Source organism: Streptomyces sp. NPDC046870, assembly GCF_040704595.1.
In the GTDB taxonomy this organism is placed as follows: Bacteria; Actinomycetota; Actinomycetes; order Streptomycetales; family Streptomycetaceae; genus Streptomyces; species Streptomyces argyrophylli.
In genome coordinates this window covers 559,602-584,872 of the sequence record NZ_JBEYXM010000002.1, presented here as the reverse complement: position 1 = coordinate 584,872, position 25,271 = coordinate 559,602, and the positions used below count along the sequence as shown (strand labels likewise).

The following is a 25,271-nucleotide window of genomic DNA, read 5'->3' as shown; positions in this document are numbered from 1 at the left end:
CCGCGCCAGGGCCGGCGTCGGCGCTCCCGCCCCGTGAGGCCGCACGGCACCTGTTCCGCCGGTGCCTGACCGGACGGCGCCAGGGCCGGCGTCGGCGCTCCCGCCCCGTGAGGCCGCACGGCACCTGTTCCGCCGGTGCCTGACCGGACGGCGCCAGGGCCGGCGTCGGCGCCCCCGCCCCGTGAGGCCGCACGGCACCTATTCCGTCGGCGCCTCCCCGAACCGCGCCAGCGTCAGCGCCCCCGCCACGGCCACCGCGAAGCCCAGCGCCGCGAGCCACCCCAGCCCCTCCCGCGTACGGTCCCCGAGCCAGACCACCCCCACCGCGGCCGGCCCGATCGTCTCACCGAGCACCATCCCGGCCGTCGCGGTCGTCACCGAGCCCCGCTGGAGTGCCGAGGTGAGCAGCAGGAACGCGGCGGCGCCGCCGAGCAGCAGCGCGTAGGCGGCGGGGTTGCCCAGCAGAGGCCCCGGCCGCAGCGAGTCGATCAGCCGTACCGCGACCTCCACCACCCCGAACCCGAACCCGGCACCGAGCCCCAGCAGCAGCGCCCGGGTCCGGCCGGACAGGCGCCCGCCGACCCCGCCGAGCAGCAGCACGCCCACCGCCGCCGCGACCATGGCGTACCGCAGCCAGTCCGGCCCGCCCCGGTCGCCCTCGGCGCCCGAGGCCAGTCCCAGCATCGCGAGCCCCGCGCACACCACGCCCACGGCGGCCCACTCCACCCCGCTCAGCCGGACCCGCAGCAGCCGCGCCGCCACCACCGCCGTCACCGCGAGGCTGGCCGCCAGCGCCGCGCCCACCGCGTAGATCGGCACCGAGCGCAGGGCCGCGATCTGGAGCAGGAACCCCAGCCCGTCCAGCGCGAGACCGGCGAGGTACCGCCACTGCCGCAGCGCCCGCAGCAGCAGCGCCGCGTCCCCGCCGCCACCCCCCTCGGCGCCCGCCGCCCGCGCGGCCACCGCCTGCAACACCGTCGCCGTACCGAAGCAGACCGCCGCACCAACGGCGCACACCATTCCAAACAGCACGAAGTGACTCTAGGCGAGGGGCAGATGAAAGACCCGACGGGGGGAACACTCACACCGATCTCTAGGCTGGCCGCCGAACACGGCATCCGCATCCGACGGGGGAGACACACGATGGACCGCACCCGACGACCACTGCGCTCCGGCACGGTCGTCCTCGGCGGCGTGGGCCTGCTGGCCGCCGCGCTCACCGCCTGCTCGTCCGAACCGGACAAGCGCTGCGTCGACCGGGACAGCTACAACCTCGCCAAGGGGTACAAGGTCGTCTCGGACAAGAACTGCAAGACCACGGGCGGGTCCGGGAAGACGGCGGGCAGGAAGACGACCCTCAGGAAGAAGACCGACGCCGCCTGGTACTACGAGGGCAAGGAGAAGAACGGCTGGGTCGACGGCGGCTCCTTCACCAAGCCCGGCAAGGGCTCGGGCGGCTCGTCCGACGATGACGACGACCACCACGGCGGAGGCGGCGGAGTCCACCGCGGCGGCTTCGGCGGTGGCAAGGGCAGCTCCGGCGGCTGACCGGAACACGCGCATGGAACGCCGTACCACCACCCCCCGCCCCGGCTGGCAGCAGACCGTGGAGGCGCAGGGCCTGGTGTACCCGCTCACCCGCCACCCCGACGGCTCGCTGCGCCCCTACTGGGACGAGAGCGCCTACTACGTCTTCACCCTGGAGGAGGTGGAGGCGCTGGAGGAGACCGTCGAGGAGCTGCACCGCATGTGCCTGGCCGCCGCCGGGCACCTGGTGTCCGAGAACCGCCTCGCGGACCTCGGCATCACGGACCCGCGGGTGGCCGCCGCGGTCGCCGAGGCCTGGCACCGCCGTGCCGAACTCCCGTCCGTCTACGGCCGTTTCGACCTGCGCTACGACGGCACGGGGCCGGCCAAGCTGCTGGAGTACAACGCCGACACCCCGACCTCGCTGGTGGAGGCCGCCTCCCCGCAGTGGTTCTGGATGGAGGACCGTTTCCCCGGCGCGGACCAGTGGAACTCCCTGCACGAACGCCTGGTCGACGCCTGGCGCGCCCAGTCCGCGCTGCTGCCTGCGGGCAGCCCGCTGCACTTCGCGCACTCCTCGGCCGACGAACTCGGCGAGGACCTGATGACGGTCGCCTACCTGAAGGAGACCGCCGAGCAGGCCGGCCTCGCCACCGACTGGCTGGCCATGGAGGAGATCGGCTGGGACAGCCTGTCCGGCCGCTTCGTCGACAACCGGCTCCGCTTCATCCGCGGCATCTTCAAGCTCTACCCCTGGGAGTGGCTCACCACCGACGCCTTCGGCGGACACGTCCTGGACACCCTGGACAACGGCGGCGGCACCGGCAGCACCCTGTGGATCGAACCGGCCTGGAAGATGCTCCTGAGCAACAAGGCGCTCCTGGCGATCCTCTGGGAGCTGTACCCCGGCCACCCGAACCTCCTCCCCGCCTACCTGGACGGCCCCCGCGAGCTGACCCGCACGGCCGGCTACGTGGCCAAGCCCCTCCTGGGCCGCGAGGGAGAGGGCGTCACGGTCCACGAGCCGGGATCGCCGGCCGTCCCGCGCGACGAGCCCTGCTGCTACCAGCAGTTGGCCCCCCTGCCCGCCTTCGACGGCAACCACGTGGTCCTGGGCGCCTGGGTGGTCCGGGACGAACCCGCGGGCCTCGGCATCCGCGAGTCCACCGGCCTGATCACCGACGAGTACGCCCGCTTCCTGCCCCATGTGATCCTCTAGGGCCTGTCCGGCGATGCGCGTCCTCCGCGCGTCGCCCTGCGGGCTCCCCCACTGCCTCGACGGCGCGGGAGCGGATCATGCCGGGCTCGCGGGGGCGCCCCCGAGCAGCGTCTCCACCGCCGCCCGCGCGTGCCGCGCCGGCGCCGGGTCGCCGGTGACGGCCGCGGTGACGATGGCTCCCTCGGCGAGCAGGAAGACCGGTTCGGCCACCGGCGCGCCCGTGGCGCGGACCCAGGCCGCCAGCTGGTCGTGGAAGGCCCGCTTGTGGGCGCGGACCTCCGCGAGGACGGGCGCGGACGACGAGCCGAGTTCGCCGTGGGCGTTGATCCAGGCGCAGCCGCGGAAGCCGGGTTCGGCGAACCACGCGGCGAGCCAGTCGAAGACCGCGAGCACCCGTGCGCGGGGGTCCTGGACGCTCTCCACGTGGGCGGCGAGGTCCGCGCGCCAGCGCCGGTCGCGGTGCCTGAGCATGGCGACGACCAGGTCCTCCTTGGTCGCGAAGAGCCGGTAGATGCGCTTCAGGGGCAGTCCGCAGGCCTCGCGGACCCGGTCCATGCCGACCGCCTGGATGCCGTGCGCGTAGAAGAGCCTCTCCGCCGCGTCCAGGAGCGCCGCGCGGTCCAGGCGGTTCTGTTCCTCGGTGACGGCGGCGGGCATCGTGGCTCCTTGACGTTGAGAACGGACGTTCTCTATCGTAGCCGCATCGATGGAGAACGCTCGTTCTCGACGCTCCCGACATGTGCCGGCACCGCCCCCGACGCCGTTCTCCCCGCACACCGACCCCAGGAGGTCACCGTGTCCGAAGACCGCCCGCCCTACCCGCCGTTCACCCTGGAGAGCGCCCGCCAGAAGGTGCAGGCGGCCGAGGACGCCTGGAACACCCGCGACCCCCACCGGGTGGCCCTCGCCTACACCCCCGACTCCGTCTGGCGGAACCGGGACCGGTTCGTCACCGGCCGCGACGAGATCGTCGCCTTCCTCACCGAGAAATGGGAGCGCGAGCGGGACTACGCGCTGCGCAAGGGCCTGTGGAGCTTCCACGACAACCGCATCGCCGTCCGCTTCCAGTACGAGTGCCGCGACGCCGGCGGCCAGTGGTGGCGCTCCTACGGCAACGAGCTGTGGGAGTTCGACGAGCACGGCCTGATGCTCCGCCGCGAGGCAAGCATCAACGACGTGGCCATCGAGGAGTCCGACCGGCGCATCTTCGGCCCCCGGCCCGCCGACGAGCACGGCGCCGACTTCCCGCTCCACTGACCGGACCCCGTCCCGACCGGACCCCGTCCCCGAACGGCCACCGTCCCTGATCAGCCCCCGGCCAGCACCGCCCGGAGCTGATCCACCCCCCAGTCCAGGTCCTCCTCGCCGATCACCAGCGGCGGCGCGATCCGGACGGTCGGCCCGTGGGTGTCCTTGACCAGGACCCCGCGGGCCAGCAGCCGCTCGCAGACCTCCCGCCCGGTGCCCACCGCCGGGGACACGTCCACCCCGGCCCACAGCCCCCGCCCCCGCACCGCCGTCGCCCCGCCCGTGCCGAGCAGCTCTCCCAGCCTGCCGTGCAGCCGCTCGCCGAGGCGCGCCGCCCGCTCCTGGTACTCCCCGGTCCGCAGCATCGCGATCACCTCCAGCGCCACCGCGCAGGCCAGCGGGTTGCCGCCGAACGTCGACCCGTGCTCGCCCGGCCGGTACACCCCGAGCACCGCCGCGCTCGACACCACGGCCGACACCGGCACGATCCCGCCGCCCAGCGCCTTGCCCAGCAGGTACACGTCCGGCACCACCCCCTCGTGCTCGCACGCGAAGGTCCGCCCGGTGCGCCCCAGGCCCGACTGGATCTCGTCGGCGACGAAGAGGACGTTTCGCTCACGGGTCAGCTCCCGCACCCCGGCGAGATAACCGGCCGGCGGCACGATCACCCCCGACTCGCCCTGGACCGGCTCCAGCAGCACCGCCACCGTGTTCTCCGTGAGCGCCGACCGCATCGCGGTCAGGTCCCCGTACGGCACGATCTCGAAGCCCGGGGTGTACGGCCCGAAGTCCGCACGGGCCTCCGGATCGGTGGAGAAGCTGATGACCGTCGTCGTGCGACCGTGGAAGTTGCCGCCCGCCACGACGATCTTCGCCATCTGCGCGGGCACCCCCTTCACCCGGTACCCCCACTTCCGGGCCGTCTTCACCGCGCTCTCCACCGCCTCCGCGCCCGTGTTCATGGGCAGCACCATCTCCATCCCGCACAGCTGCGCGAGCTCCGCGCAGAACGCGGCGAACCGGTCGTGGTGGAAGGCGCGGGAGGTCAGCGTCACCCGGTCCAGCTGCCGCCGGGCCGCCTCGGCCAGCCGCCGGTTGCCGTGCCCGAAGTTCAGCGCCGAGTAGCCGGCCAGCAGATCCAGATACCGCCGTCCCGCCACGTCCGTCAGCCACGCACCCTCGCCCGTGGCGATCACCACCGGCAGCGGGTCGTAGGTGGGCGCGCAGTGCGCGCCGGCGGCGGCGATGAGGTCCTGCGCAGCGGTCACGGCCTCTCCCTTCAGACGACTCGGACCCGACGGTGACCTCCTTCTTATCCTCGCTCGCATGGTGGACGCGGGACCTGCCCCGCGCGGCGCGCCCGGTAGGCTGACGAGCGGGCCGTGACTGGCGCGCTGGGATGGGACGGACCATCAGGGAGCGGCCCGAGCGGGAAGAGTGCCGTGCGCCTGGGCCGAACGTGAACGCTGTACGCACACCGTCCGGAGGTCCCCGATGCCCGAGAATTCCGTCTCTCCCTCCACCGAGTCGACCGCCTTCCGTGCCGCCCTCGACGTGATCCGCGCGGTCGAGCCGCGCGTCGCCGACGCCATCGGCCAGGAGGTCACCGACCAGCGCGAGATGCTCAAGCTGATCGCCTCGGAGAACTACGCCTCCCCGGCGACCCTGCTCGCGATGGGCAACTGGTTCAGCGACAAGTACGCCGAGGGCACCGTCGGCCGCCGCTTCTACGCCGGCTGCCGCAACGTCGACACCGTCGAGTCCCTCGCCGCCGAACACGCCCGTGAACTCTTCGGCGCCCGCCACGCCTACGTCCAGCCGCACTCCGGCATCGACGCCAACCTGGTCGCCTTCTGGGCCGTCCTCGCCGACCGCGTCGAGGCGCCCTTCCTGGAGAAGACCGGCGCCCGCCAGGTCAACGACCTGACCGAGGCCGACTGGGCCGAGCTCCGCCAGGCCTTCGGCAACCAGCGCATGCTCGGCATGTCCCTGGACGCCGGCGGCCACCTCACCCACGGTTTCCGCCCGAACATCTCCGGCAAGATGTTCGACCAGCGCTCCTACGGCACCGACCCGGCCACCGGCCTGATCGACTACGAGGCGCTGCGCGCCCAGGCCCGCGAGTTCAAGCCGCTCATCATCGTCGCCGGCTACTCCGCGTACCCCCGCCTGGTGAACTTCCGGATCATGCGCGAGATCGCCGACGAGGTCGGGGCCACCCTCATGGTCGACATGGCGCACTTCGCCGGCCTGGTCGCGGGCAAGGTCCTCACCGGCGACTTCGACCCGGTCCCGCACGCCCAGATCGTCACCACGACCACCCACAAGTCGCTGCGCGGCCCGCGCGGCGGCATGGTCCTGTGCGACGACTCCCTCAAGGACCAGGTGGACCGCGGCTGCCCGATGGTCCTCGGCGGCCCGCTCCCGCACGTCATGGCCGCCAAGGCCGTCGCCCTGGCCGAGGCCCGGCAGCCCGCCTTCCAGGACTACGCCCGGCGCATCGTGGACAACTCCCGCGCCCTCGCCGAGGGCCTGACGCGCCGCGGCGCCACCCTCGTCACCGGCGGCACCGACAACCACCTCTGCCTGATCGACGTCGCCACCTCCTACGGCCTCACCGGCCGCCAGGCCGAGGCCGCCCTGCTCGACTCCGGCATCGTCACCAACCGCAACGCCATCCCGGCCGACCCCAACGGCGCCTGGTACACCTCCGGCATCCGCATCGGCACCCCGGCGCTCACCACCCGCGGCCTCGGCACGGCGGAGATGGACGAGGTGGCGGGCCTGATCGACCGCGTCCTCACCACCACCGAGCCGGGCACCACCAAGTCCGGCGCCCCCTCCAAGGCGGCCCACGTCCTGGACGAGAAGGTCGCCCAGGAGATCTCCCAGCGGGCGACGGACCTGGTGGCGGGCTTCCCCCTCTACCCGGAGGTCGACCTCGGCTGACGCGCCCCCGAAGGGCGCCGCGAACCGCGGACCGGTCCCGGCCGGTCCGCGGTTCCGCACACAACCGCGCCACCCCCACCTCTCGGGCCGACGACACCCCAGCCGATGAGAGAATGGGCAGCATGGCTTCCGCTGACCGTCCCCGCGTGCTGTCCGGCATCCAGCCCACCGCCGGCTCGTTCCACCTCGGCAACTACCTCGGCGCCGTCCGCCAGTGGGTGGCCCTCCAGGAGTCCCACGACGCGTTCTACATGGTCGTCGACCTGCACGCGATCACGGTGCCGCAGGACCCGAAGGAGCTGCGCGCCAACACCCGGCTCGCCGCCGCCCAGCTGCTGGCCGCCGGACTGGACCCGGACCGCTGCACGCTCTTCGTGCAGAGCCACGTCCCCGAGCACGCCCAGCTCGCCTGGATCATGAACTGCCTCACCGGTTTCGGCGAGGCCAGCCGCATGACCCAGTTCAAGGACAAGTCCGCCAAGCAGGGCGCCGACCGCGCCTCCGTCGGCCTCTTCACGTACCCGATCCTCCAGGTCGCGGACATCCTGCTGTACCAGGCGAACGAGGTGCCCGTCGGCGAGGACCAGCGCCAGCACATCGAGCTGACCCGCGACCTCGCCGAGCGCTTCAACGGCCGCTTCGGCGACACCTTCACGATCCCGAAGCCGTACATCCTCAAGGAGACGGCGAAGATCTACGACCTCCAGGACCCGACGGTCAAGATGAGCAAGTCGGCGTCCACGCCGAAGGGCCTCATCAACCTCCTCGACGAGCCGAAGGCCACGGCCAAGAAGGTCAAGAGCGCCGTCACCGACACCGACACGGTGATCCGCTACGACGCCGAGAACAAGCCGGGCGTCTCCAACCTCCTCACCATCTACTCCACCCTCACCGGCAGGACGGTCGCGGAGCTGGAGCAGGAGTACGAGGGCAGGATGTACGGCGCGCTCAAGACGGACCTCGCCGAGGTCATGGTCGAGTTCGTCACGCCGTTCCGCGAGCGCACCCAGCAGTACCTGGACGACTCCGAGACGCTCGACGCGGTCCTCGCCAAGGGCGCGGAGAAGGCGCGTGCCGTCGCCGCCGAGACCCTCGCGCAGGCGTACGACCGCGTGGGTTTCCTCCCGGCCAAGCACTGAGGCGTACGACCGCACGGGTCCGCCCGGGCAGAGCGCTGCACATCACTTCCGCCGCGCCTGCCCGAAGGACATCCGTGGCCGTACAGTCGATAGCCGACGGCCGGGACGAGACGGCCGAGAAGACGACAGACGCGACGACAGGAGACGACGTGGGGACCGTAACGATCGGCGTGTCGATCGCGGTCCCGGAGCCTCACGGCAGCCTGCTCCAGGAGCGGCGCGCGGGCTTCGGCGACGCCGCGGCTCACGGCATCCCCACGCACGTCACGCTGCTGCCGCCGACCGAGGTGGACGAGGCCGACCTGCCGGCGATCGACGCGCACCTCGCCGAGGTCGCCACCTCGGGCCGGCCGTTCCCGATGCGGCTGTCCGGCACCGGCACCTTCCGGCCGCTGTCGCCGGTGGTCTACGTCCGTGTCGTCCGGGGCGCCGACGCGTGCGCCTGGCTCCAGCAGCGCATCCGGGACGCCTCCGGGCCGGTGGCGCGCGAGCTGCAGTTCCCGTACCACCCGCACGTCACCGTCGCGCACGGCATCGACGAGGCGGCCATGGACCGCGCCTTCGAGGACCTGGCGGAGTTCGAGGCCGAGTGGCCCTGCACCGGCTTCGCGCTGTACGAGCAGGGCGCCGACGGCGTCTGGCGCAAGCTGTGCGAGTACGCCTTCGGGGGGCCGGTGGTCCCGCCCCAGCCGGGCCACACGGAAGTGGAACGGGGCACGATCGCCAGCCGCTAGGGCCACCGGCCCAGGGCGCTAGGCCATCAGCCGGCGGTAGACGAAGCGGGGCGCGTGCCGCAGGGCCGCCATCAGCGGGCGGAGCGCGCCCGGCACCCACACCGTCTCCGAGCGGCGGCGCAGGCCCAGTTCGATGGCCGTGGCGACCGCCTCCGGGGTACTGGCGAACGGTGTGCGCATCCCGCCGGCCGGCCTTCCCGCCCGGACCGCGCCGGGGCGTACGACCATGACGTGGACGCCGGTGCCGTGCAGGGCGTCGCCGAGGCCCTGGGCGAAGACGTCGAGGCCGGCCTTGCTGGAGCCGTAGATGAAGTCGGCGCGGCGGGCGCGTTCGGCGGCGGCGGCGGACAGCACGACGAGGGAGCCGTGGCCCTGGTTCTGCAGGGCGCGCCCGGCGACCAGGCCGGCCGAGACGGCCCCGGTGTAGTTGGTCTGGGCGACCCGCACCGCCCGCACCGGATCGCGCTCGTCGTGCGCCTGGTCGCCGAGGATGCCGAAGGCGAGCAGCACCATGTCGACGGGCCCGCCGGCGAACACCTTGCCGAGGACCTCCTCGTGGGACTCGGGGTCGAGCGCGTCGAAGGCGGTGGTGTGCACGTCCGCGCCGAGCGCGCGCAGGCTTCCGGCGGCGTTCTCCAGGGCCGGGGAGGGGCGGCCCGCCAGCCACACCGTGCGGGTGCGGCGGGCGATCAGCCGGCGCGCGGTGGCCAGCGCGATCTCGGAGGTGCCGCCGAGGACGAGCAGGGACTGGGGCAGAGCGGTGGCGTCCTTCATGACAACTGACCGTATCGCCCGCATATGACCGTTCTGCTGAAGAAACGCGGTGTTCACGCCCCTGGACAGCGGGCACAGTCGCACCATGGACTGGCTGAAGAGGCTCCCCGGCGTCGGGCCGATCGTCGCCCGGCTGATGCTCACGCACGCGTGGCGCTGCTACGAGCGGCTGGACCGGGTGAAGTGGGCCCGCCTCGCCGCCGCCATGACGTTCGTCAGCTTCGTGGCGCTGTTCCCGCTGCTGACCGTGGCCGCCGCCATCACCGCCGCCACGCTCAGCCCGGCCCGCCAGAAGACCGTGGAGCACCGGATCGCCGACCAGTTCCCGGGCCTCTCCGAGCAGTTGGACCTCACCTCCCTGGTGCAGAACGCGGGCACGGTCGGCGTCATCGCGGGCGCGGTCCTGCTGTTCACGGGCATCGGCTGGGTCGGCCAGGTCCGGGACTGCCTGCGCGCGGTGTGGGAGCTGCCGGACCGCGAGGAGAACCCGGTCGTCACCAAGGCCAAGGACGCCGTCATCCTGCTCGGCTTCGGCGGCGCCCTGCTGCTCACCCTCGCCGCGTCCACCCTCGCCTCGGCCGCCGTCGGCCTGGTCTCCCGGCAGATCGGCCTGGAGGAACACAGCTGGGGAAGCGTCCTGTTGCAGATCGCCGCGTTCGCCGTCGCCGTGCTCGCCGACTTCCTCGTCCTGCTCTACGTCCTGACCCTGCTGCCCGGGGTCGAGCCGCCGCGCCGCCGCCTGCTGGTCGCGGCGCTGCTCGGCGCGGTCGGCTTCGAACTGCTGAAGCTGCTCCTCAGCGGTTACATCCAGGGAGTCGCCGCGAAGAGCATGTACGGCGCGTTCGGCGTCCCCGTGGCACTGCTGCTGTGGATCAACTTCACGGCCAAACTGGTCCTGTTCTGCGCCTCCTGGACGGCGACGCCGAGCAAGGAGGCGGCGGGGCTCAGGGACGCGCCCGACGGCGCATCAGGTCCGGCAGCGGCCATCGGCGGTTGACCAGGAACGCCCCGCCCCCGAGCAGCACCAGCAGCCCGCCCGCGACGGCCAGGGCGATCCCGGCCCCGCGGGAACCGGACCCGGCGGTCGCGCTCGCCACGGGCTTCGACCCCGTACCGCCGGTCCCGGCCGCCTGTCCCGACCCCTGCACCGGTTCCTGGGCGGTGGCCGTTCCGGTGCCGGGCCGCGCAGTCGCCGAGGAGGCGCTCCTCGGCGGCACCAGCTCGCCCACCGCGTTGACCTTGCCGACGGCCTGGAAGCCCCAGTCGAACAGCTTCGCCGTCTCCTTGTAGACCTCGTTGTGCTCGCGCTTGGCCGGGTTCATCACCGTGACCAGCAGCACCTTGCCGTTGCGCTCGGCGACCCCGGTGAAGGTGGCGCCCGCGTGCGTGGTGTTGCCGTTCTTCACGCCCGCGATGCCCTGGTAGACGGGGACGTCGGTGTCGCCGCTCAGCAGCCGGTTGGTGTTACGGATCTCGGCGGAGCCGAACTTCGCGCTCACCGTCGAGCAGTAGTCGCGGAAGTCCTTCTTCTGGAGCCCGGAACGGGCGAACAGCGACAGGTCGTACGCCGACGACACCTGCCCCGGCGCGTCGTACCCGTCCGGCGAGACCACGGTCGTGTCCAGGGCCTGGAGTTCCCCGGCGTGGTCCTGCATGTCCTGGACGGTCTGCCTGATGCCGCCGTTCATCCGGGACAGCACGTGCACGGCGTCGTTGCCCGAGCGCAGGAAGACCCCGAGCCACAGGTCGTGGACGGAGTAGATGTCACCCTCCTTTATCCCGACCACGCTGGAGCCGACGCCCACGCCCTTGAGGTCCGACGCCACCACCTTGTGCTCGGTGCTCCGCGGGAACCGGGGCAGCACGGTGTCCGCGAACAGCATCTTCAGCGTGCTCGCCGGGGGCAGCCGCCAGTGCGCGTTGTGCGCGGCGAGGACCTCCCCGGACTCGGCGTCGGAGACGATCCAGGAACGGGCGGTGAGGTCCTTGGGCAGGACCGGCACGCCGGGGGCCAGGTTGACCTGCGTGCCCGGCATGCCGAGCCGGGCGCCGCCCACGGTGGACATCTGGGCCGGGGGTGTGGCCGTGGGGCTCGTCGAGGGGGTCGGCGCGGCGAGGGCGGCGGGCGCGGTGACGGACAGGGACAGCAGGGTGGCGGAGGTGACCAGCAGGGATCGCCTGACGGTCGTGTTCGGTGCGGGCACGACCGAGAACGTACCCGTACCCGACGGCGAAGTCCCGCGTCGCCTCCCACCCCCGGCACGGAACCGGACACGGGACGGCGATACTGGACCCATGAAGCTCAGCCGCCCGGTGTCCTGGTTCCTGCTCGCCTTCGGGGTGTGGTCCTGGGTCATCTGGGTCACTTTCATCAAGAACCTGGTCAAGGACAGCAGCGGGCTCGCCTTCGACGACGGCCACCCGACCGCGTACTTCTGGGTGCATCTGCTGCTGGCGGTCGTCTCCTTCGTATTGGGGACGGTCATCGGGGTCCTCGGGTTGCGCGGTCTGCGCGCACTGCGCCGGAATTCATAGCGGGGGACCGGTCGGGGTGGTCATCGTCCTCGCGCTCGTCGCCCTGGCCGGCCTGGCCGTCGTGGCGGGCCTGCACTGGTACGTGTGGCGGCGCCTGGTCCGCGACACCACGCGGGGCCCGGGCCCGGCCCGCCGCGCCGGCACCGCGCTGTTCGTCACCGGCCCGATCCTGACGGTCGGAGCCCTGGTCGCCGAACGCTCGGGCGCCCCCTTCCGGCTCCAGCGAGCCCTGGCCTGGCCGGGTTTCCTGTGGATGGCCCTGGCGCTGTACCTGCTCCTGGCGGTCCTGGCGACCGAGGCCCTACGTCCCCTCCTCACCCGCCGCACCACACCCCCGACGACCTCGCCTCCCTCCCACCCGATCCCGGACCCCGCGGGCTCGTCTTCGGGCCGGCCGAGTGCGGATTCCGTGGCTGCGCCTCTGGACCGCCCGAGCGCGGACCCCGCGGGCTCGTCTTCGGGTCGTCCCAGCCCGCACTCGGTGGGCACGCCTCTCGACGGCCCGAGCGCGGACCTCGTGGGTTCGCCCCCCGGTGATCCGAGCGCGGACCCCGTGGGTTCGCCTCCTGGTGATCCGAGCCCGGACCTCGCGGGCTCGCCTCCCGGTGATCCGAGCCCGGACCTCGCGGGTTCGCCTCCCGGTCATCCGAGCGCGGACCCCGTGCCCTCGCCTCTCGACCGCCGGAGCCCGGACCCCGTGCCCTCGGCTTCCGGACGACCGGGTCGGGTGGCCGGGGTGCAGGGGGCGGAGCCTCCTGGGGCGGTCGCCGGGGTGCCGGGTGGCCAGGGGCCCACGCGGCGGCTCGTCGTCGCCCGCCTCCTCGCCGGCGCGGCCACCACCGCCGCCGTGGCGACCGTCGGCCACGGCACCTACGGAGTCCTGAAGGGCCCCCGGGTCAGACGCGTCACAGTACCGCTCAGCAAACTCCCGCGAGCAGCCCACGGCTTCCGCATCGCCGTCGTCAGCGACATCCACCTCGGCCCCGTCCTCGGCCGGGGCTTCGCGCAGCGGGTCGTCGACACGGTCAACGCCACCCGGCCGGACCTGATCGCGGTCGTCGGCGACCTGGTCGACGGCAGCGTCAAGGACCTGGGCCCGGCCGCCGCCCCCCTCGCCCGGCTCAGCGCCCGCCACGGCGCGTACTTCGTCACGGGCAACCACGAGTACTTCTCCGGCGCCGAGCAGTGGGTCGAAGAGGTCCGCGACCTCGGCCTGCACCCGCTCCAGAACCAACGCACCGCGCTGCCGTACTTCGACCTGGCCGGCGTCAACGACGTCCAGGGCGAGAGCGAGGGCCAGGGCCCGGACTTCGCCAGGGCGCTCGACGACCGGGACCCGGCACGCGCGTGCGTGCTGCTCGCCCACCAGCCGGTGCAGATCCACGAGGCGGTACGCCACGGCGTCGACCTCCAGCTCTCCGGCCACACCCACGGCGGTCAGCTCTGGCCCGGCAGCCTCATCGCCGCCGCGGCCAACCCGACGGTCGCCGGTCTGGACCGCTACGGCGACACGCAGTTGTACGTCAGCAGGGGCGCGGGCGCCTGGGGGCCGCCCACGCGTGTGGGGGCGCCGTCGGACGTGACGGTGATCGAACTGGCCGCCACCCGCGCGTGAGCCGGCACCCATGTGACCGGAACCGCTCCCACGCCTGTGGACGAGCTGTGAAACCCGGCGGAAACCACCCCTCGGTAAGTTCTTGCACAACTGGTCAGAAAGCCCTTCCCCACGGCGAAACCGGTGTGGTTAGGTGAGCCGCGCCACTTAGGGGAGTGGCCGATTCATGCTGGCCAGGGGTAGGGCCCTGACGGGCCTGGGGAGGGCACCACCATGCGATCTGTTCGCATGCGGATTCTCGTGACACTGCTCGTGTTGGTCGTCGTGGGGATCGGCGGCTGGCAACTGCTGCCGTCGCAGGAGGACAAGGACAAGACCATCACCGTCGGTACGACGGACGCGGTCACCGCACTCGACCCGGCCGGCGCCTACGACGCCGGTTCCTGGGCGCTGTTCAGCAACGTGTTCCAGTCGTTGCTGACGTTCGAGCCCGGCGGGGTCGAGCCCGTCCCGGACGCGGCGCAGAGCTGCACGTTCGTGGGCAGCGGCCTCAGGACGTACCGGTGCACCCTGCGCTCCGGGATCACCTTCCCGAGCGGGCGCGCCATGACGGCGCAGGACGTGAAGTACTCCTTCGACCGGGTCAAGAAGATCAACTCCGATGTCGGCCCGGCGTCCCTGTTCGACACGCTCGCCTCGGTGACCGCCGACGACGAGCACACCGTCACCTTCCACCTGTCGTCCGCGGACGCCACCTTCCCGCAGAAGGTCGCCACCGGCGCCGGCTCGATCGTGGACAAGGACAAGTACCCGGCCGACGCCCTGCGCACGGGCACCGCCGTCGACGGCACCGGCCCGTACACGCTGACCGGGTACGCCAAGGACCAGAAGGCCGACCTCGCGCCGAACGGGCACTACAAGGGCTATCTGAGCGGCGTCGGCCGCCCGGTCGAGCTGCGCTACTACGCCGACTCCACCAAGCTGGACCGGGCCTGGAAGAGCCGGGAGGTCGACGTGGCCACCCGGACCCTGCCGCCGGGCGTGCTCTCCGGCCTGAACCCGAGCGACCCCGGGCAGCGGGTCACCGAGTCCGACAGCGCCGAGACCCGCAACCTGTACCTCAACACCCGCTCCGGCTCCCCGCTGCACGACGTACGGGTGCGCCGGGCGATGGCCTGGCTGGTCAACCGTGAGCAGCTCGCCTTGACGGTGTACGAGGGCACGGTCGACCCGCTGTACTCGCTGATCCCGACGGGCATCACCGGGCACACCACCTCGTTCTTCGACTCCTACCCGCGCCAGAGCACCGACAAGGCGCGCCGGCTGCTCACCGAGGCCGGGGTGAGCCTGCCGGTCCGCTTCACCCTCGGCTACGGCACCGGCCGGGGCGCGGGCGCGGAGGAGTCCGCGGAGCTGAAGAAGCAGCTGGAGGCGGGCGGCCTGTTCAAGGTGGACGTCAAGGGCTACGAGTGGACCGATTTCCAGAAGCGCTGGGCCGCCGGGAAGATGGACGCCTGGGCGGTCGGCTGGGTCGCCGACTATCCCGACCCGGACACCTTCGGCGGGCCGCTCGTCGGCACCGGCTCCACGATGAGCACCGGGTACAGCAACAAGCTGGTCGACCACCTCATCCTGGACAGCCGGCAGTACGCCGACCGCACCCGTGCCGCGAAGGACTTCAAGGACATCCAGACGGACGTGGCCGAGGACGTCCCGCTGATCCCGCTCTGGCAGCGCAAGGAGTACGTGGTCAGCACCGAGGACGTGGGCGGTGGCCAGTACCTGTCGGACGGCACGGGCGTGTTCCGCCTGTGGCGCCTGACCTGGATCTGATCAGTCGGCCTTCTTCTGCCCGGCCTTGATGATCTGCTCCACGTCGAGCGCCACCTCGGCACCGATCGAGTCGGGCAGCGTCACGGTCTCGCCGGGGGCGTGGACACGGTGGTTCGCGTACTCGCTCCCGGTGGGCTCCGTGAGGACGTGGAGCCGCTGGTGCTTGCGGTCGACCACGAGGTAGACGGGCACCTTGGCCTCGGCGTACGCGCCGACCTTGGTCTTCAGGTCGTCCCGCCAGTTGCCGGAGGTGACCTCCAGGACCAGGCGGAAGCAGACCGGGTCGTAGGCGTTGTTCTCGATGAAGTGGTCGTCGATGTCGGCGTCCACGACGACCAGGTCGGGGATGCAGTAGTCCTCGGCCCCGGTCGGGAGTTTGATCGCGACGCTCTGGAGCACCTCGGTCTCCGCGCCGTGCAGTCCGGCGGCGAGGAACGGGATCATGAGATCGGTCAGAACGCGGGCGTGGGGGGCATCCGGTGAAGGGGTCACGAGGAGATGGCCTCCGATGATCTCGACGCGGTAGCCCGGATGGCGCTCCATGATCTCGTCGGCGATGGCCGTGAGGGAGAACGGCTCGTCGGCGTCGAAGGGCTGCTCGACGGATGCAGCGGACATCGCGTGCCTCCTAGGGGCTGGTGTCGAGAACATCATCGTAGGCAGCCGGCACCCCGGACGTCCTGTTCCCGGGCCTTCACCCGAAAGTGATCACTCGCCCTCCCGGCCGCCCCGACCCGGGTCCGTCAGGACCTTCGTCATCCCCGGCAGGAAGTCCGTGAACAGCTCGTGGATCTCCAGGACCAGGGGCCGCAGCACCCGGAACCGGGCCAGCGAGACACCGCGGGCGGTCAGGCGGGCCCCCCGCCGCGCCAGCCGGTAACTGCGCTCCCGCCCCTCCGTGCGGTCGAAGATCCAGTACAGGACCAGGCCCATCTGGGCCAGCCACATCAGCTCCGGGAGCACGTCCCGCAGCTCGGGGGCGACCTTGGACCTCGATCCGGCCAGCACCTCCCGGTGCACGCTGACGGCCTGCTCGCGCGCGTGCTCGCTCTCCGGAGAGAAGGGGCTGAGCGGGCTGTCGGGGTCGGCGGCGTTCTTGAAGAACTGCACCGCGAACTCGTGGTACGGCCGGGCGATGTCCAGCCACGCGGTCAGCACGCCCGCGAGCCGCGCCTCCAGGTCGGTCTCCCGGTCCAGGACCTCCCGGACCACCGCCTGGTGCTCGGCGGCGATCCGGTCGTAGAAGCCCTGGATCAGGTGTTCCTTGCCCTCGAAGTAGTAGTAGGCGTTGCCGACGGAGACCCCGGCCTCCTTGGCGATGGCCCGCATGGTCGTCTTGTCGTACCCGCGCTCCTGGAACAGCCGCATCGCGGTCTCCAGGATCAGCGCACGGGTCTGCTCGGACTTGCTGCTCTGGGGGCCGGCCGCCTCGGGACCGTCGTTCTTCGCGGGCACGGGAGGAGCCTAACGAGTGACGGGCGCGCCCCTGAGCAGGACGGCGGCCACGCCGGGCGCCGGCAGGACCGCCTCAGGGTCTGCGGCCCAGTGCCGGGCGCTTGGTGTAGTCGGTGAAACCGAGGATGTTGCCCCAGGGATCGGCGATCTCCACCGTCCAGCCGGTAGCCACCGGGAAGACCTCGTCCAGGGTCTCGATCCCGGCGGCGGCCAGCTCCCGCGCAGCCGCCCGAGCGTCCGGCACCTCCAGCCAGACGCGTGGCGAGGGCCAGGACGGGGTCCGCCGCCGCAGCTCCTCCTCCGCGCGCAGCAGGATGCCGGGCGTCTCCGCGCCGACCTTCAGCTGTGCGATCCCGCCCTCGTCGAACCGGAAGCCCACGGCGAACCCGGCCCGCTCGTAGAAGGCGACGGCCTCGCCGAGGTCGCCGACGGGGAGCAGCACGTTGTCGAAACCGAGCAGTTCGTACGACTCTTCGTCTGACATGTCGTCACATTAGGATCCTTACCGCCGGGAAGCGAGGAGCCCCACCGGAGCGGACGTCCGGTGGGGCCCCGGGTGGACCCGTCGCCCGGGACGCACAGGCAGGGCCCCGCCCCCGGTGCGGAACCGGGGGCGGGGCCCGAGTGCCTCAGGCGTGGCCGTGGCTCAGTAGCGGCGCGTGATCAGCGCGCGCTTCACTTCCTGGATCGCCTTGGTGACCTCGATGCCGCGCGGGCAGGCGTCCGTGCAGTTGAAGGTCGTGCGGCAGCGCCACACGCCGTCGCGGTCGTTGAGGATCTCCAGCCGCTGCTCGCCGGCCTCGTCACGCGAGTCGAAGATGAAGCGGTGGGCGTTCACGATCGCGGCCGGACCGAAGTACTGGCCGTCGTTCCAGAACACCGGGCAGGACGAGGTGCAGGCCGCGCACAGGATGCACTTCGTGGTGTCGTCGAAGCGCTCGCGGTCCTCCGGGGACTGGTAGCGCTCCCGGGTGGGCTCGTTCGTCTCCTTGACGACCAGGAACGGCATGACGTCCCGGTACGCCTGGAAGAACGGCTCCATGTCCACGACCAGGTCCTTCAGGACCGTCAGGCCCTTTATGGGCTCGATCGTGATCGGCTTCTCGGGGTTGATGTCCTTGATCAGCGTCTTGCAGGCGAGGCGGTTCTTGCCGTTGATCCGCATCGCGTCCGAGCCGCAGATGCCGTGCGCGCACGAGCGGCGGAAGGTGAGGGTGCCGTCGACGTCCCACTTGATCTTGTGGAGGCCGTCGAGGACCCGCTCCTTGGGGTCGATCTCCAGCTGGAAGTCTTCCCAGGTGGCCTCCGCCGCGACCTCCGGGTTGAACCGGCGGACACGGAAGGTGACCGTGATGTAGGGGGAGTCGGCGAAACCGGGCTCGGGCTGGCCGGCCGCGTCCGCCTTGTCCAGAACAGGGGTAGCCATCAGTACTTACGCTCCATCGGCTGGTAGCGGGTCTGGACGACCGGCTTGTAGTCGAGACGGACGGTTTCCGAGCCGTCGGCGCCGACCTCGCGGTACGCCATGGTGTGGCGCATGAAGTTGACGTCGTCGCGGTTCGGGTAGTCCTCGCGGTAGTGACCACCGCGGGACTCCTTGCGGGCGAGGGCCGACACCGCCATGACCTCGGCCAGGTCGAGCAGGTTGCCCAGCTCGATCGCCTCCAGCAGGTCCGTGTTGAAACGCTTGCCCTTGTCCTGGATCGCCACGTTCCTGTAGCGCTCCTTGAGCTCGGCGATCTTCTCGACCGCCGTCTTGATCGTCTGCTCGGTGCGGAACACCATGACGTTGGCGTCCATGGTCTCCTGCAGCTCGCGGCGGATCGTCGCCACCCGCTCGTTGCCGGTGGAGGTGCGCAGCCGCTCGATCTGCTCGACGACGAAGGACTCCGGGGCGTCCGGCAGCTCGACGTAGTCGGCCTTCGCCGAGTACTCGGCGGCGGCGATGCCCGCGCGGCGGCCGAAGACGTTGATGTCCAGCAGCGAGTTGGTGCCGAGCCGGTTGGCGCCGTGCACGGACACGCAGGCGACCTCGCCGGCCGCGTACAGGCCCGGGACGACCGTGGTGTTGTCCGCCAGGACCTCACCCATCACGTTCGTCGGGATGCCGCCCATCGCGTAGTGCGCGGTCGGCTGGATCGGGATCGGGTCCGTGTACGGCTCGATGCCGAGGTAGGTCCGCGCGAACTCGGTGATGTCCGGCAGCTTGGCGTCCAGCTGCTCCGGCGGCAGGTGGGTCAGGTCGAGGTAGACGTGGTCGCCCTCGGGACCACAGCCACGGCCCTCGCGGATCTCCGTGTAGATGGAGCGGGAGACGACGTCACGGGACGCCAGGTCCTTCATGACGGGAGCGTACTTCTCCATGAAGCGCTCGCCGTCCTTGTTGCGCAGGATGCCGCCCTCACCGCGGGCGCCCTCGGTGAGCAGGATGCCCATGCGCCAGATGCCGGTCGGGTGGAACTGGAAGAACTCCATGTCCTCCAGCGGGAGACCGCGCCGGTAGACCGCCGCCTGACCGTCACCGGTCAGCGTGTGGGCGTTCGACGTCACCTTGAAGAACTTGCCGGTGCCGCCGGAGGCGTAGATGACGGCCTTGGCCTGGAAGACGTGGATCTCACCGGTGGCGAGCTCGTAGGCCACCACACCGGCCGACCGCTTGACGCCGTCGACCTCGGTGATCAGCTGGTCCAGGACGTAGAACTCGTTGAAGAACTCCACGCCCTCCTTGACGCAGTTCTGGTACAGCGTCTGGAGGATCATGTGGCCGGTGCGGTCCGCGGCGTAGCAGGACCGGCGGACCGGGGCCTCGCCGTGGTTGCGGCTGTGACCGCCGAAGCGGCGCTGGTCGATGGTGCCGTTCGGCGTCCGGTTGAACGGCAGGCCCATCTTCTCCAGGTCGAGGACGGCGTCGATGGCCTCCTTCGCCAGGATCTCGGCGGCGTCCTGGTCGACCAGGTAGTCACCGCCCTTGACCGTGTCGAAGGTGTGCCACTCCCAGTTGTCCTCCTCCACGTTGGCCAGCGCGGCGGCCATGCCGCCCTGCGCGGCGCCCGTGTGGGAGCGGGTGGGGTAGAGCTTGGTCAGGACCGCGGTGCGGCTGCGCTTCGTCGCCTCGATGGCGGCGCGCATGCCCGCGCCGCCGGCGCCGACGATGACGGTGTCGTACTTGTGGATCTTCATGTTTCTCGCAGCCCCGTGCCTAGCGGATGTTCGGGTCGAAGGTGAAGATCACCAGCGTGCCCAGCAGGATGGTGAACACCGTGGCGGTGTAGAGCAGGCCCTTCAGCCACAGCCGGCTGTTCGGGCGCTCCGCGTAGTCGTTGATGATCGTGCGCAGGCCGTTGGCGCCGTGCAGCATCGCCAGCCACAGCATCAGCAGGTCCCAGACCTGCCAGAACGGGGACGCCCAGCGGCCGGCCACGAAGGCGAAGCCGATCTTGGACACGCCGCCGTCCAGCACGAGCTGGATCAGCAGGTGGCCGAGGACCAGGACGACCAGGACGACGCCGGACAGCCGCATGAACAGCCAGGCCGCCAGCTCGAAGTTGCCCCGGGTCGACTTCGGGGACTTCTTGGTCCGCTTGCGCGGCGCCTCGATCAGCGGGGCCGGGTTGTCGACGGTGTAGACGGGGGCGCCCTCGACGGGGCCGACTCCGGACGCGGTGGTTTCAGTGGTGGACATCGGCGTCAGCTCCCAAAGAGAACACGGGCGGCGTGGCCGAGGACCGGGTAGATCGCCCCGGCCATCAGGACGATCCAGACACCCATCACGGTCCAGAACATCTGCTTCTGGTAGCGCGGGCCCTTCGACCAGAAGTCGACGGCGATGACGCGCAGGCCGTTGAGCGCGTGGAAGAGGATGGCGGCGACGAGGCCGTACTCCAGCAGCGCGACGATCGGCGTCTTGTACGTGGCTACGACCTTGTCGTAGTCCTCGGGGGAGACACGCACGAGAGCGGTGTCCAGCACGTGAACGAACAGGAAGAAGAAGATGAGGACGCCGGTGACTCGGTGAGCCACCCAGGACCACATTCCTTCCCGGCCGCGGTACAGCGTTCCAGCCGGCACGGAAGAACCCTCCGGGAGCGGGGACTAGGGCCGCGCCGGCTTCACTGTCGGTCGGGCCCGGCCGGGTACGGTCCACCGGCCCTCTGCATGGTATCCACGTGCCGCCGTGGTGCTTACGGGGGGCCTACCGGTGTGATCAAAGTGGCACGCGGTTGGGCTAGCGGGGGCCGTCGGCGAGGCGGGTTCGACTCTCATTTGCCGGGTGCGGGGGTGTTTGGGCTGGTCGCGGCCACGTGGCGGCGGCCACAAATCGAACACAGCCCCGCGCCGCTGAGCAGGGCCAGCAGCCGTCCCCGCGCGAGGCGGCGGAGCTCGTCCGCCGCCACCACCCGTTCCTCCTCGGGATCGTTCGCCAATCGTGACCGGATCGCTTCGAGGATGTGGTCGATGACCTCGTCCGGCGCGGCGTCGCCCGGGTAGATGACGAACGCGTGTCCGAATCGGGCCTCGTACGCGGCGTGCGCGGCGCTCAGGGCCATGTGGGCCGCCGAGTAGGTGTCCTCGGGAAGCTCGGGGAGGGACTCGCCGGACAGGGCCTCGGCCAGATCGCCGGGGGAGAGGTCGTACGCCGCCTCGTCCGCCGCGGCCAGCAGGGCGTCCAGGTCGGGGTAGGGACGGTGGTCGGCGATCCGGTGCGACCAGCGCAGGCTGTGCAGGCAGTGCTGGAGAAGGGCGCGGGCCTCGTCCGCGGGCGCGGTGTTGAAGGCGTCGAGGGGTGTGGGGAGATACGGCAGGCGGTGGGCGGGCAGCGTGGGTCCTCGCGTCACAGTGGTGTGGCAGGGGATGCTGTGAAAAGTGTGACGTCAGGTTATCGAGAGTGGTCACGCTGTGTCCGAGGGATGCCTGAAATTCACCCGGACGGGAGAGTTTCCAAACGCTTGGATGACAGCCGGGCGGACGATCGGTCGTACGTTGGCAGGGTGATCCAGCACAGGCACAGGCGCCGGGGCCCGGCGCGGCAGGTGACGCGGAAGCGGGCGGTGGTGGCCGCCGCGTTCGTCGGGACCATCGCGCTCGGCACGGGTGTCGCCGTGTGGGCCGTCTCGGACGGGGGCGGCGGACAGCCGGACGCGGGCGCGCGGCAGTCGTCGTCCGGGCGGGTGGGCGGCACCGGTACCGGCTCCGGCGATCCGGGCACACCGTCGGCGAGTCCCAGCCCGAGCCGCTCCTATCCGCTGTCGCGGGCGCCGCGCACGATACCCGCGGTGCGCTCCCACACCCCGGCGCGCGGACCCGGCTGGACACCGCGGCCGGGCGGGCGGGTGGTGGTGAGCGACCCCGAGCTCGCCGACGAGGGGCGGCTCGTCGCCGGGGAGCTGGGACTGCGCTACGCGGGGGAGCGGGACGACGTACGGGCGGGCGACGTACGGCTGGCGCTCGGCGACGGGGGCGGGAACGACGAGTCGTACACCATGACCGTCCGCGGCGGGCGGGTCGACATCAGCGGGCCCGGCGAGGCCGGCGTGTTCTACGGCACCCGCACCCTGAAGCAGGAGGTCCACGGCGGCGGTACGGCACCCGAGGGCGTCGTACGGGACGAGCCCGCCAAGCCGGTGCGCGGGTTCATGCTGGACATCGCACGCAAGCCGTACAGCGAGACCTGGATCGAGGACCGGATACGCGAGCTGGGCGACCTGAAGTACAACGAGCTGGGCCTGCACTTCTCCGACGACCAGGCCTTCCGCATCGCGTCCGACAGCCACCCCGAGATCGTCTCCGCGGACCACCTGACCAAGGCCCAGGTCAGGAAGATCGTCGCGCTGGCGGACAGCCGGCACATCACCGTCGTCCCCGAGATCGACTCGCCGGGGCACCTGGGCGCCGTCATCGCCGCCCACCCGGACCTCCAGCTGCGCAACGCGAGCGGCGCGGCGACGCGGGGTGCCGTCGACATCTCGAAGGACGCCGCCGCGCGGATCGTCGACGACCTGCTCGACGAGTACGCCGGGCTCTTCACCGGCGGCCGGTGGCACCTGGGCGGGGACGAGTACCAGGCGCTGACCGTCCGCGACCCGCAGGCCTCCTACCCCCGGCTGGCCGCCGCCGCCCGGCGCTCCTTCGGCGCAAACGCGACCGTCGCCGACCTGGCCACCGGCTGGCTCGACGACCGCGCCGCCACCGTGCGCGCCCACGACCGGACCGTCCGCGCCTGGAACGACGGCTTCTACCGGAACACCTCCGTGCGGCCCGGCCCGGACATCCAGGTCGCCTACTGGACCGGCAAGGAGATCGGCGCCCGGCAGCCCGTGGAGTACCTGAGCGCGGGACGGAAGGTGCTCAACTACAACGACGAGTTCCTCTACTACGTGCTCGGACAGCCGCAGACCTTCGTCTACCCGACCGGACAGCGCATCTACGAGCAGTGGAACCCGCGCGTGCTGCGCGGCACGACCGCCGTGCCGGAGCGCTACGACGGGCAGATCCTCGGCGGCTCCTTCGCGGTGTGGTCCGACTTCCCGCACGCGCAGACCGAGGCGCAGGTCGCCGCCGGCATCCGGATGCCGCTGCGGGCCACCGCGCAGAAGCTGTGGGATCCCGGCACGCCCGCGCTGTCCTGGGCGGACTTCAGGAATCTGGCGGACCGGCTGGGCTGAGAACCGAGTGGACGCACGGCGGCGTCCGACCTTATGTTCCGGTGTCCGCTCGCGTGTTCGCCCGCGCGGCGGCACCCGTACTCAGGCGCCGGCTCGGGGAGAGCCGTGCCGTCTCGGATCTCGTCTTCCCGGGGGAACTCCTTCATGACCTCACCCATGCCCGCGCCCATGCCCGTGCCGCCGTACGCCGCCCCGCCCGGCGGCGCCTGGCTGCGTTCACCGGCCGCGCTCGCCCGCGCCACCGCCGCACTGCTCGGGCTGGTCATCGCCACCGACCTGTTCGCCTGCTTCGCGGACCTGCTGGAACTCGACGTCACCGGCGACATCGCCGACGGTGCCGCCGGGGCCGGCGTCGTCGACCGGGCCGACCGCGCGGACGCCCTCTACGCGGTGGCCGGCGTCTCCCAGATCGTCGCGCTGGTCGCCACGACGGTCGTCTACCTGTGCTGGCTGTGGCGGGTCCGGGTGAACGCCGAGGTGTTCGACGCCTCCCGGCACCGGATGAAGCGCGGCTGGACGATCGGCGGCTGGTTCTGCCCGGTCGTGAACCTCTGGTTCCCGCGCCGGATCGTCGCCGACAGCTGGGACGCCAGCGCCCCCTGGGGCGCGCGGTCGGGGCACACGCCGGTCAACGCCTGGTGGACGCTGTGGATCATCAGCCTCCTCGCGGGCCGGTACGCGTACACCTCCTCCCGGAACGCCGAGACGGCGGTCGAACTGAGCGACGCCGCCCGGGTGACGCTGTTCTCCGACGCGATCGACATCGCGGCGGCCGTCCTCGCCATCGTGGTGGTCGTCCGGCTGACCCGTATGCAGGAGCGCAAGGTGTTCTCGGGCGAGCTGCCGGCCCCCGTCTCCGGCTGACCGCCCGCCGCTGCCTCCTTTGGCCGAAAGCCTGCGCTGTGACACTCCCGCGCCGTCGCACGCAGTAAGGGGCAGTGCGGGCTCCGTACCGGTCGGCGCCCTGGCGAGAGAGGCATGCATGAGCCTGGTCGAACTCATCGCGCAGGCCGACGAACGCGGACTGGCCGCCAGCGGATTGGCTTGTTTGGATCGCTGCCTGCCGTTGCTCGGAGGCGACGACGAGCTGCTGCGCCCGCTGTGGGCCCGCCTCGCCGACGACTCCGACTGGTCCGCCGGCCTGGCCCGGGCCCGCACCGCGCTCGCCCCCGCGGACCCCGCCGACGACGAGGCCGCGCGGCTCACCCGGCACATGCTGGAGTCGGCCCCGGCCGAGCGCACCTGCGGCGCGGTACGGCCCTGGGCCGACGCCTGCTCGGTCGCCGCGCTGCGCGTCCACCGGCTGCTCGACCCCGCGGCCGCCGGCGACCCGGCCCCGGACGGCCTGGAGGCCGGGCGCGCGGGCGACCCGGCGGGCCTGCCGCCGCTCGTCGTCGCCGAGCTGCGCCGCCAGGCCGCCGTGCTCGAACTCCTCGCGGGGCACGGCCCGCAGGGGCTGCGCCGGGCGCTGGAGATATCGGTGGAAGGGCGCCGGGTGCTGCGCGCGGTGGTCTCGCGCCGGGCGCGCGGTGCCACGGTGCCGGGGCGTGAGGGGAGCCTGTGATCCTCGTGCGGCGGACGTGCGGTGGTCCTGCGGCGGTTGGCCGAACGTCGGGAGAAACGTTTCGAACGATGGTGACG

26 protein-coding genes are annotated in these 25,271 nt (G+C 71.8%); 13 read left to right on the top strand and 13 right to left on the bottom strand.

The window, feature by feature from the left end; all coding sequences use genetic code 11:
• Window positions 1–198: 198 nt before the first annotated feature.
• Window positions 199–1,020 (bottom strand): hypothetical protein, encoded by an 822-nt coding sequence (locus AB0946_RS07125; protein ID WP_366759824.1) that lies wholly within the window; start codon window positions 1,018–1,020, stop codon window positions 199–201.
• A gap of 123 nt (window positions 1,021–1,143) precedes the next feature.
• On the opposite strand from AB0946_RS07125, the gene AB0946_RS07120 reads away from it, so the two are divergent.
• Entirely contained in the window at window positions 1,144–1,548 is a 405-nt protein-coding gene (locus AB0946_RS07120; RefSeq protein ID WP_366759577.1) for a hypothetical protein, read from the top strand.
• 13 nt (window positions 1,549–1,561) lie between these two features.
• Window positions 1,562–2,746 carry a glutathionylspermidine synthase family protein gene (locus AB0946_RS07115; protein WP_366759576.1) on the top strand — a complete coding sequence of 395 codons (1,185 nt, stop codon included), beginning with the start codon at window positions 1,562–1,564 and terminating at the stop codon, window positions 2,744–2,746.
• Window positions 2,747–2,821: 75 nt separating this feature from the next.
• Here the strand turns inward: AB0946_RS07115 and AB0946_RS07110 are convergent, their stop codons facing one another.
• The gene (locus AB0946_RS07110) at window positions 2,822–3,403 is read right to left on the bottom strand and encodes a TetR/AcrR family transcriptional regulator (RefSeq protein WP_366759575.1); all 582 of its coding nucleotides are present in this window, start codon (window positions 3,401–3,403) and stop codon (window positions 2,822–2,824) included.
• 138 nt (window positions 3,404–3,541) lie between these two features.
• Here AB0946_RS07110 and AB0946_RS07105 point away from each other — a divergent pair, with 138 nt between their 5' ends.
• Entirely contained in the window at window positions 3,542–4,003 is a 462-nt protein-coding gene (locus AB0946_RS07105; protein WP_366759574.1) for a nuclear transport factor 2 family protein, read from the top strand.
• Window positions 4,004–4,053: 50 nt separating this feature from the next.
• Here AB0946_RS07105 and rocD read toward each other — a convergent pair whose 3' ends face one another.
• Window positions 4,054–5,262, bottom strand: a complete 1,209-nt coding sequence (rocD, locus tag AB0946_RS07100) for an ornithine--oxo-acid transaminase (RefSeq protein WP_366759573.1) — start codon at window positions 5,260–5,262, stop codon at window positions 4,054–4,056.
• 226 nt (window positions 5,263–5,488) lie between these two features.
• On the opposite strand from rocD, the gene AB0946_RS07095 reads away from it, so the two are divergent.
• The 3 genes from AB0946_RS07095 (at window position 5,489) to AB0946_RS07085 (ending at window position 8,816) form a co-directional block, all read left to right on the top strand.
• Window positions 5,489–6,943, top strand: a complete 1,455-nt coding sequence (locus tag AB0946_RS07095; protein ID WP_366759572.1) for a glycine hydroxymethyltransferase — start codon at window positions 5,489–5,491, stop codon at window positions 6,941–6,943.
• Window positions 6,944–7,065: 122 nt separating this feature from the next.
• Complete coding sequence (gene trpS / locus AB0946_RS07090; protein ID WP_366759571.1) at window positions 7,066–8,082, top strand: tryptophan--tRNA ligase; 1,017 nt, start codon at window positions 7,066–7,068, stop codon at window positions 8,080–8,082.
• Window positions 8,083–8,231: 149 nt separating this feature from the next.
• Window positions 8,232–8,816, top strand: a complete 585-nt coding sequence (locus AB0946_RS07085) for a 2'-5' RNA ligase family protein (RefSeq protein ID WP_366759823.1) — start codon at window positions 8,232–8,234, stop codon at window positions 8,814–8,816.
• Window positions 8,817–8,834: 18 nt separating this feature from the next.
• Here AB0946_RS07085 and AB0946_RS07080 read toward each other — a convergent pair whose 3' ends face one another.
• Window positions 8,835–9,590 (bottom strand): SDR family NAD(P)-dependent oxidoreductase, encoded by a 756-nt coding sequence (locus tag AB0946_RS07080; RefSeq protein WP_366759570.1) that lies wholly within the window; start codon window positions 9,588–9,590, stop codon window positions 8,835–8,837.
• Window positions 9,591–9,675: 85 nt separating this feature from the next.
• Here AB0946_RS07080 and AB0946_RS07075 point away from each other — a divergent pair, with 85 nt between their 5' ends.
• On the top strand, window positions 9,676–10,587 hold the full coding sequence (locus tag AB0946_RS07075; RefSeq protein WP_366759569.1) for a YihY/virulence factor BrkB family protein: 912 nt from the start codon (window positions 9,676–9,678) through the stop codon (window positions 10,585–10,587).
• Here the strand turns inward: AB0946_RS07075 and AB0946_RS07070 are convergent.
• Complete coding sequence (locus tag AB0946_RS07070; protein ID WP_366759568.1) at window positions 10,535–11,794, bottom strand: D-alanyl-D-alanine carboxypeptidase; 1,260 nt, start codon at window positions 11,792–11,794, stop codon at window positions 10,535–10,537. The genes AB0946_RS07075 and AB0946_RS07070 overlap by 53 nt on opposite strands.
• A 91-nt stretch (window positions 11,795–11,885) precedes the next feature.
• On the opposite strand from AB0946_RS07070, the gene AB0946_RS07065 reads away from it, so the two are divergent.
• From AB0946_RS07065 to AB0946_RS07055, 3 genes are all read left to right on the top strand, one after another.
• On the top strand, window positions 11,886–12,125 hold the full coding sequence (locus tag AB0946_RS07065; RefSeq protein WP_171153452.1) for an SCO4848 family membrane protein: 240 nt from the start codon (window positions 11,886–11,888) through the stop codon (window positions 12,123–12,125).
• A 16-nt stretch (window positions 12,126–12,141) separates the two neighbouring features.
• Window positions 12,142–13,740 carry a metallophosphoesterase gene (locus AB0946_RS07060; RefSeq protein WP_366759567.1) on the top strand — a complete coding sequence of 533 codons (1,599 nt, stop codon included), beginning with the start codon at window positions 12,142–12,144 and terminating at the stop codon, window positions 13,738–13,740.
• A 228-nt stretch (window positions 13,741–13,968) separates the two neighbouring features.
• Window positions 13,969–15,513: an ABC transporter substrate-binding protein gene (locus AB0946_RS07055; RefSeq protein WP_366759566.1), complete on the top strand. Its 1,545-nt coding sequence runs from the start codon at window positions 13,969–13,971 to the stop codon at window positions 15,511–15,513.
• Here the strand turns inward: AB0946_RS07055 and AB0946_RS07050 are convergent, their stop codons facing one another.
• The 8 genes from AB0946_RS07050 to AB0946_RS07015 form a co-directional block, all read right to left on the bottom strand.
• The gene (locus tag AB0946_RS07050; RefSeq protein ID WP_366759565.1) at window positions 15,514–16,131 is read right to left on the bottom strand and encodes a Uma2 family endonuclease; all 618 of its coding nucleotides are present in this window, start codon (window positions 16,129–16,131) and stop codon (window positions 15,514–15,516) included.
• Window positions 16,132–16,221: 90 nt separating this feature from the next.
• Window positions 16,222–16,968 carry a TetR family transcriptional regulator gene (locus AB0946_RS07045; RefSeq protein ID WP_366759564.1) on the bottom strand — a complete coding sequence of 249 codons (747 nt, stop codon included), beginning with the start codon at window positions 16,966–16,968 and terminating at the stop codon, window positions 16,222–16,224.
• A 73-nt stretch (window positions 16,969–17,041) separates the two neighbouring features.
• Entirely contained in the window at window positions 17,042–17,452 is a 411-nt protein-coding gene (locus AB0946_RS07040; protein ID WP_366759563.1) for a VOC family protein, read from the bottom strand.
• Between the two features lie 162 nt (window positions 17,453–17,614).
• On the bottom strand, window positions 17,615–18,394 hold the full coding sequence (locus AB0946_RS07035; RefSeq protein ID WP_171153441.1) for a succinate dehydrogenase iron-sulfur subunit: 780 nt from the start codon (window positions 18,392–18,394) through the stop codon (window positions 17,615–17,617).
• The gene (sdhA, locus tag AB0946_RS07030) at window positions 18,394–20,148 is read right to left on the bottom strand and encodes a succinate dehydrogenase flavoprotein subunit (protein WP_171153439.1); all 1,755 of its coding nucleotides are present in this window, start codon (window positions 20,146–20,148) and stop codon (window positions 18,394–18,396) included. Before sdhA ends, AB0946_RS07035 begins: the two co-directional genes overlap by 1 nt.
• A 19-nt stretch (window positions 20,149–20,167) precedes the next feature.
• Window positions 20,168–20,650 (bottom strand): succinate dehydrogenase hydrophobic membrane anchor subunit, encoded by a 483-nt coding sequence (locus tag AB0946_RS07025; RefSeq protein ID WP_366759562.1) that lies wholly within the window; start codon window positions 20,648–20,650, stop codon window positions 20,168–20,170.
• 5 nt (window positions 20,651–20,655) lie between these two features.
• Window positions 20,656–21,036 carry a succinate dehydrogenase, cytochrome b556 subunit gene (gene sdhC, locus AB0946_RS07020; RefSeq protein WP_037856824.1) on the bottom strand — a complete coding sequence of 127 codons (381 nt, stop codon included), beginning with the start codon at window positions 21,034–21,036 and terminating at the stop codon, window positions 20,656–20,658.
• A gap of 191 nt (window positions 21,037–21,227) precedes the next feature.
• Complete coding sequence (locus AB0946_RS07015; protein WP_366759561.1) at window positions 21,228–21,803, bottom strand: 2-oxo-4-hydroxy-4-carboxy-5-ureidoimidazoline decarboxylase; 576 nt, start codon at window positions 21,801–21,803, stop codon at window positions 21,228–21,230.
• A 195-nt stretch (window positions 21,804–21,998) separates the two neighbouring features.
• Between AB0946_RS07015 and AB0946_RS07010 the strand changes: the two genes are divergently transcribed.
• The 3 genes from AB0946_RS07010 (at window position 21,999) to AB0946_RS07000 (ending at window position 25,194) form a co-directional block, all read left to right on the top strand.
• A complete protein-coding gene (locus AB0946_RS07010) occupies window positions 21,999–23,630 on the top strand; it encodes a glycoside hydrolase family 20 protein (protein ID WP_366759822.1) in 1,632 nt (543 codons plus the stop codon).
• A 144-nt stretch (window positions 23,631–23,774) separates the two neighbouring features.
• Entirely contained in the window at window positions 23,775–24,494 is a 720-nt protein-coding gene (locus tag AB0946_RS07005) for a DUF4328 domain-containing protein (protein WP_366759560.1), read from the top strand.
• 118 nt (window positions 24,495–24,612) lie between these two features.
• The gene (locus AB0946_RS07000; RefSeq protein ID WP_366759559.1) at window positions 24,613–25,194 is read left to right on the top strand and encodes a hypothetical protein; all 582 of its coding nucleotides are present in this window, start codon (window positions 24,613–24,615) and stop codon (window positions 25,192–25,194) included.
• Window positions 25,195–25,271 lie beyond the last annotated feature (77 nt).

What these genes read in the sequence shown, in the direction of transcription:
- AB0946_RS07110 (WP_366759575.1), bottom strand. Translation starts at nt 3,403, where the DNA reads ATGCCCGCCGCCGTCACCGAGGAACAGAACCGCCTGGACCGCGCGGCG.
- AB0946_RS07120 (WP_366759577.1), top strand. Translation starts at nt 1,144, where the DNA reads ATGGACCGCACCCGACGACCACTGCGCTCCGGCACGGTCGTCCTCGGC.
- AB0946_RS07050 (WP_366759565.1), bottom strand. Translation starts at nt 16,131, where the DNA reads ATGTCCGCTGCATCCGTCGAGCAGCCCTTCGACGCCGACGAGCCGTTC.
- trpS (WP_366759571.1), top strand. Translation starts at nt 7,066, where the DNA reads ATGGCTTCCGCTGACCGTCCCCGCGTGCTGTCCGGCATCCAGCCCACC.
- AB0946_RS07075 (WP_366759569.1), top strand. Translation starts at nt 9,676, where the DNA reads ATGGACTGGCTGAAGAGGCTCCCCGGCGTCGGGCCGATCGTCGCCCGG.
- sdhA (WP_171153439.1), bottom strand. Translation starts at nt 20,148, where the DNA reads ATGAAGATCCACAAGTACGACACCGTCATCGTCGGCGCCGGCGGCGCG.
- AB0946_RS07065 (WP_171153452.1), top strand. Translation starts at nt 11,886, where the DNA reads ATGAAGCTCAGCCGCCCGGTGTCCTGGTTCCTGCTCGCCTTCGGGGTG.
- AB0946_RS07035 (WP_171153441.1), bottom strand. Translation starts at nt 18,394, where the DNA reads ATGGCTACCCCTGTTCTGGACAAGGCGGACGCGGCCGGCCAGCCCGAG.
- AB0946_RS07125 (WP_366759824.1), bottom strand. Translation starts at nt 1,020, where the DNA reads ATGGTGTGCGCCGTTGGTGCGGCGGTCTGCTTCGGTACGGCGACGGTG.
- AB0946_RS07025 (WP_366759562.1), bottom strand. Translation starts at nt 20,650, where the DNA reads ATGTCCACCACTGAAACCACCGCGTCCGGAGTCGGCCCCGTCGAGGGC.
- AB0946_RS07055 (WP_366759566.1), top strand. Translation starts at nt 13,969, where the DNA reads ATGCGGATTCTCGTGACACTGCTCGTGTTGGTCGTCGTGGGGATCGGC.
- AB0946_RS07095 (WP_366759572.1), top strand. Translation starts at nt 5,489, where the DNA reads ATGCCCGAGAATTCCGTCTCTCCCTCCACCGAGTCGACCGCCTTCCGT.
- AB0946_RS07005 (WP_366759560.1), top strand. Translation starts at nt 23,775, where the DNA reads ATGACCTCACCCATGCCCGCGCCCATGCCCGTGCCGCCGTACGCCGCC.
- AB0946_RS07000 (WP_366759559.1), top strand. Translation starts at nt 24,613, where the DNA reads ATGAGCCTGGTCGAACTCATCGCGCAGGCCGACGAACGCGGACTGGCC.
- AB0946_RS07080 (WP_366759570.1), bottom strand. Translation starts at nt 9,590, where the DNA reads ATGAAGGACGCCACCGCTCTGCCCCAGTCCCTGCTCGTCCTCGGCGGC.
- AB0946_RS07115 (WP_366759576.1), top strand. Translation starts at nt 1,562, where the DNA reads ATGGAACGCCGTACCACCACCCCCCGCCCCGGCTGGCAGCAGACCGTG.
- AB0946_RS07040 (WP_366759563.1), bottom strand. Translation starts at nt 17,452, where the DNA reads ATGTCAGACGAAGAGTCGTACGAACTGCTCGGTTTCGACAACGTGCTG.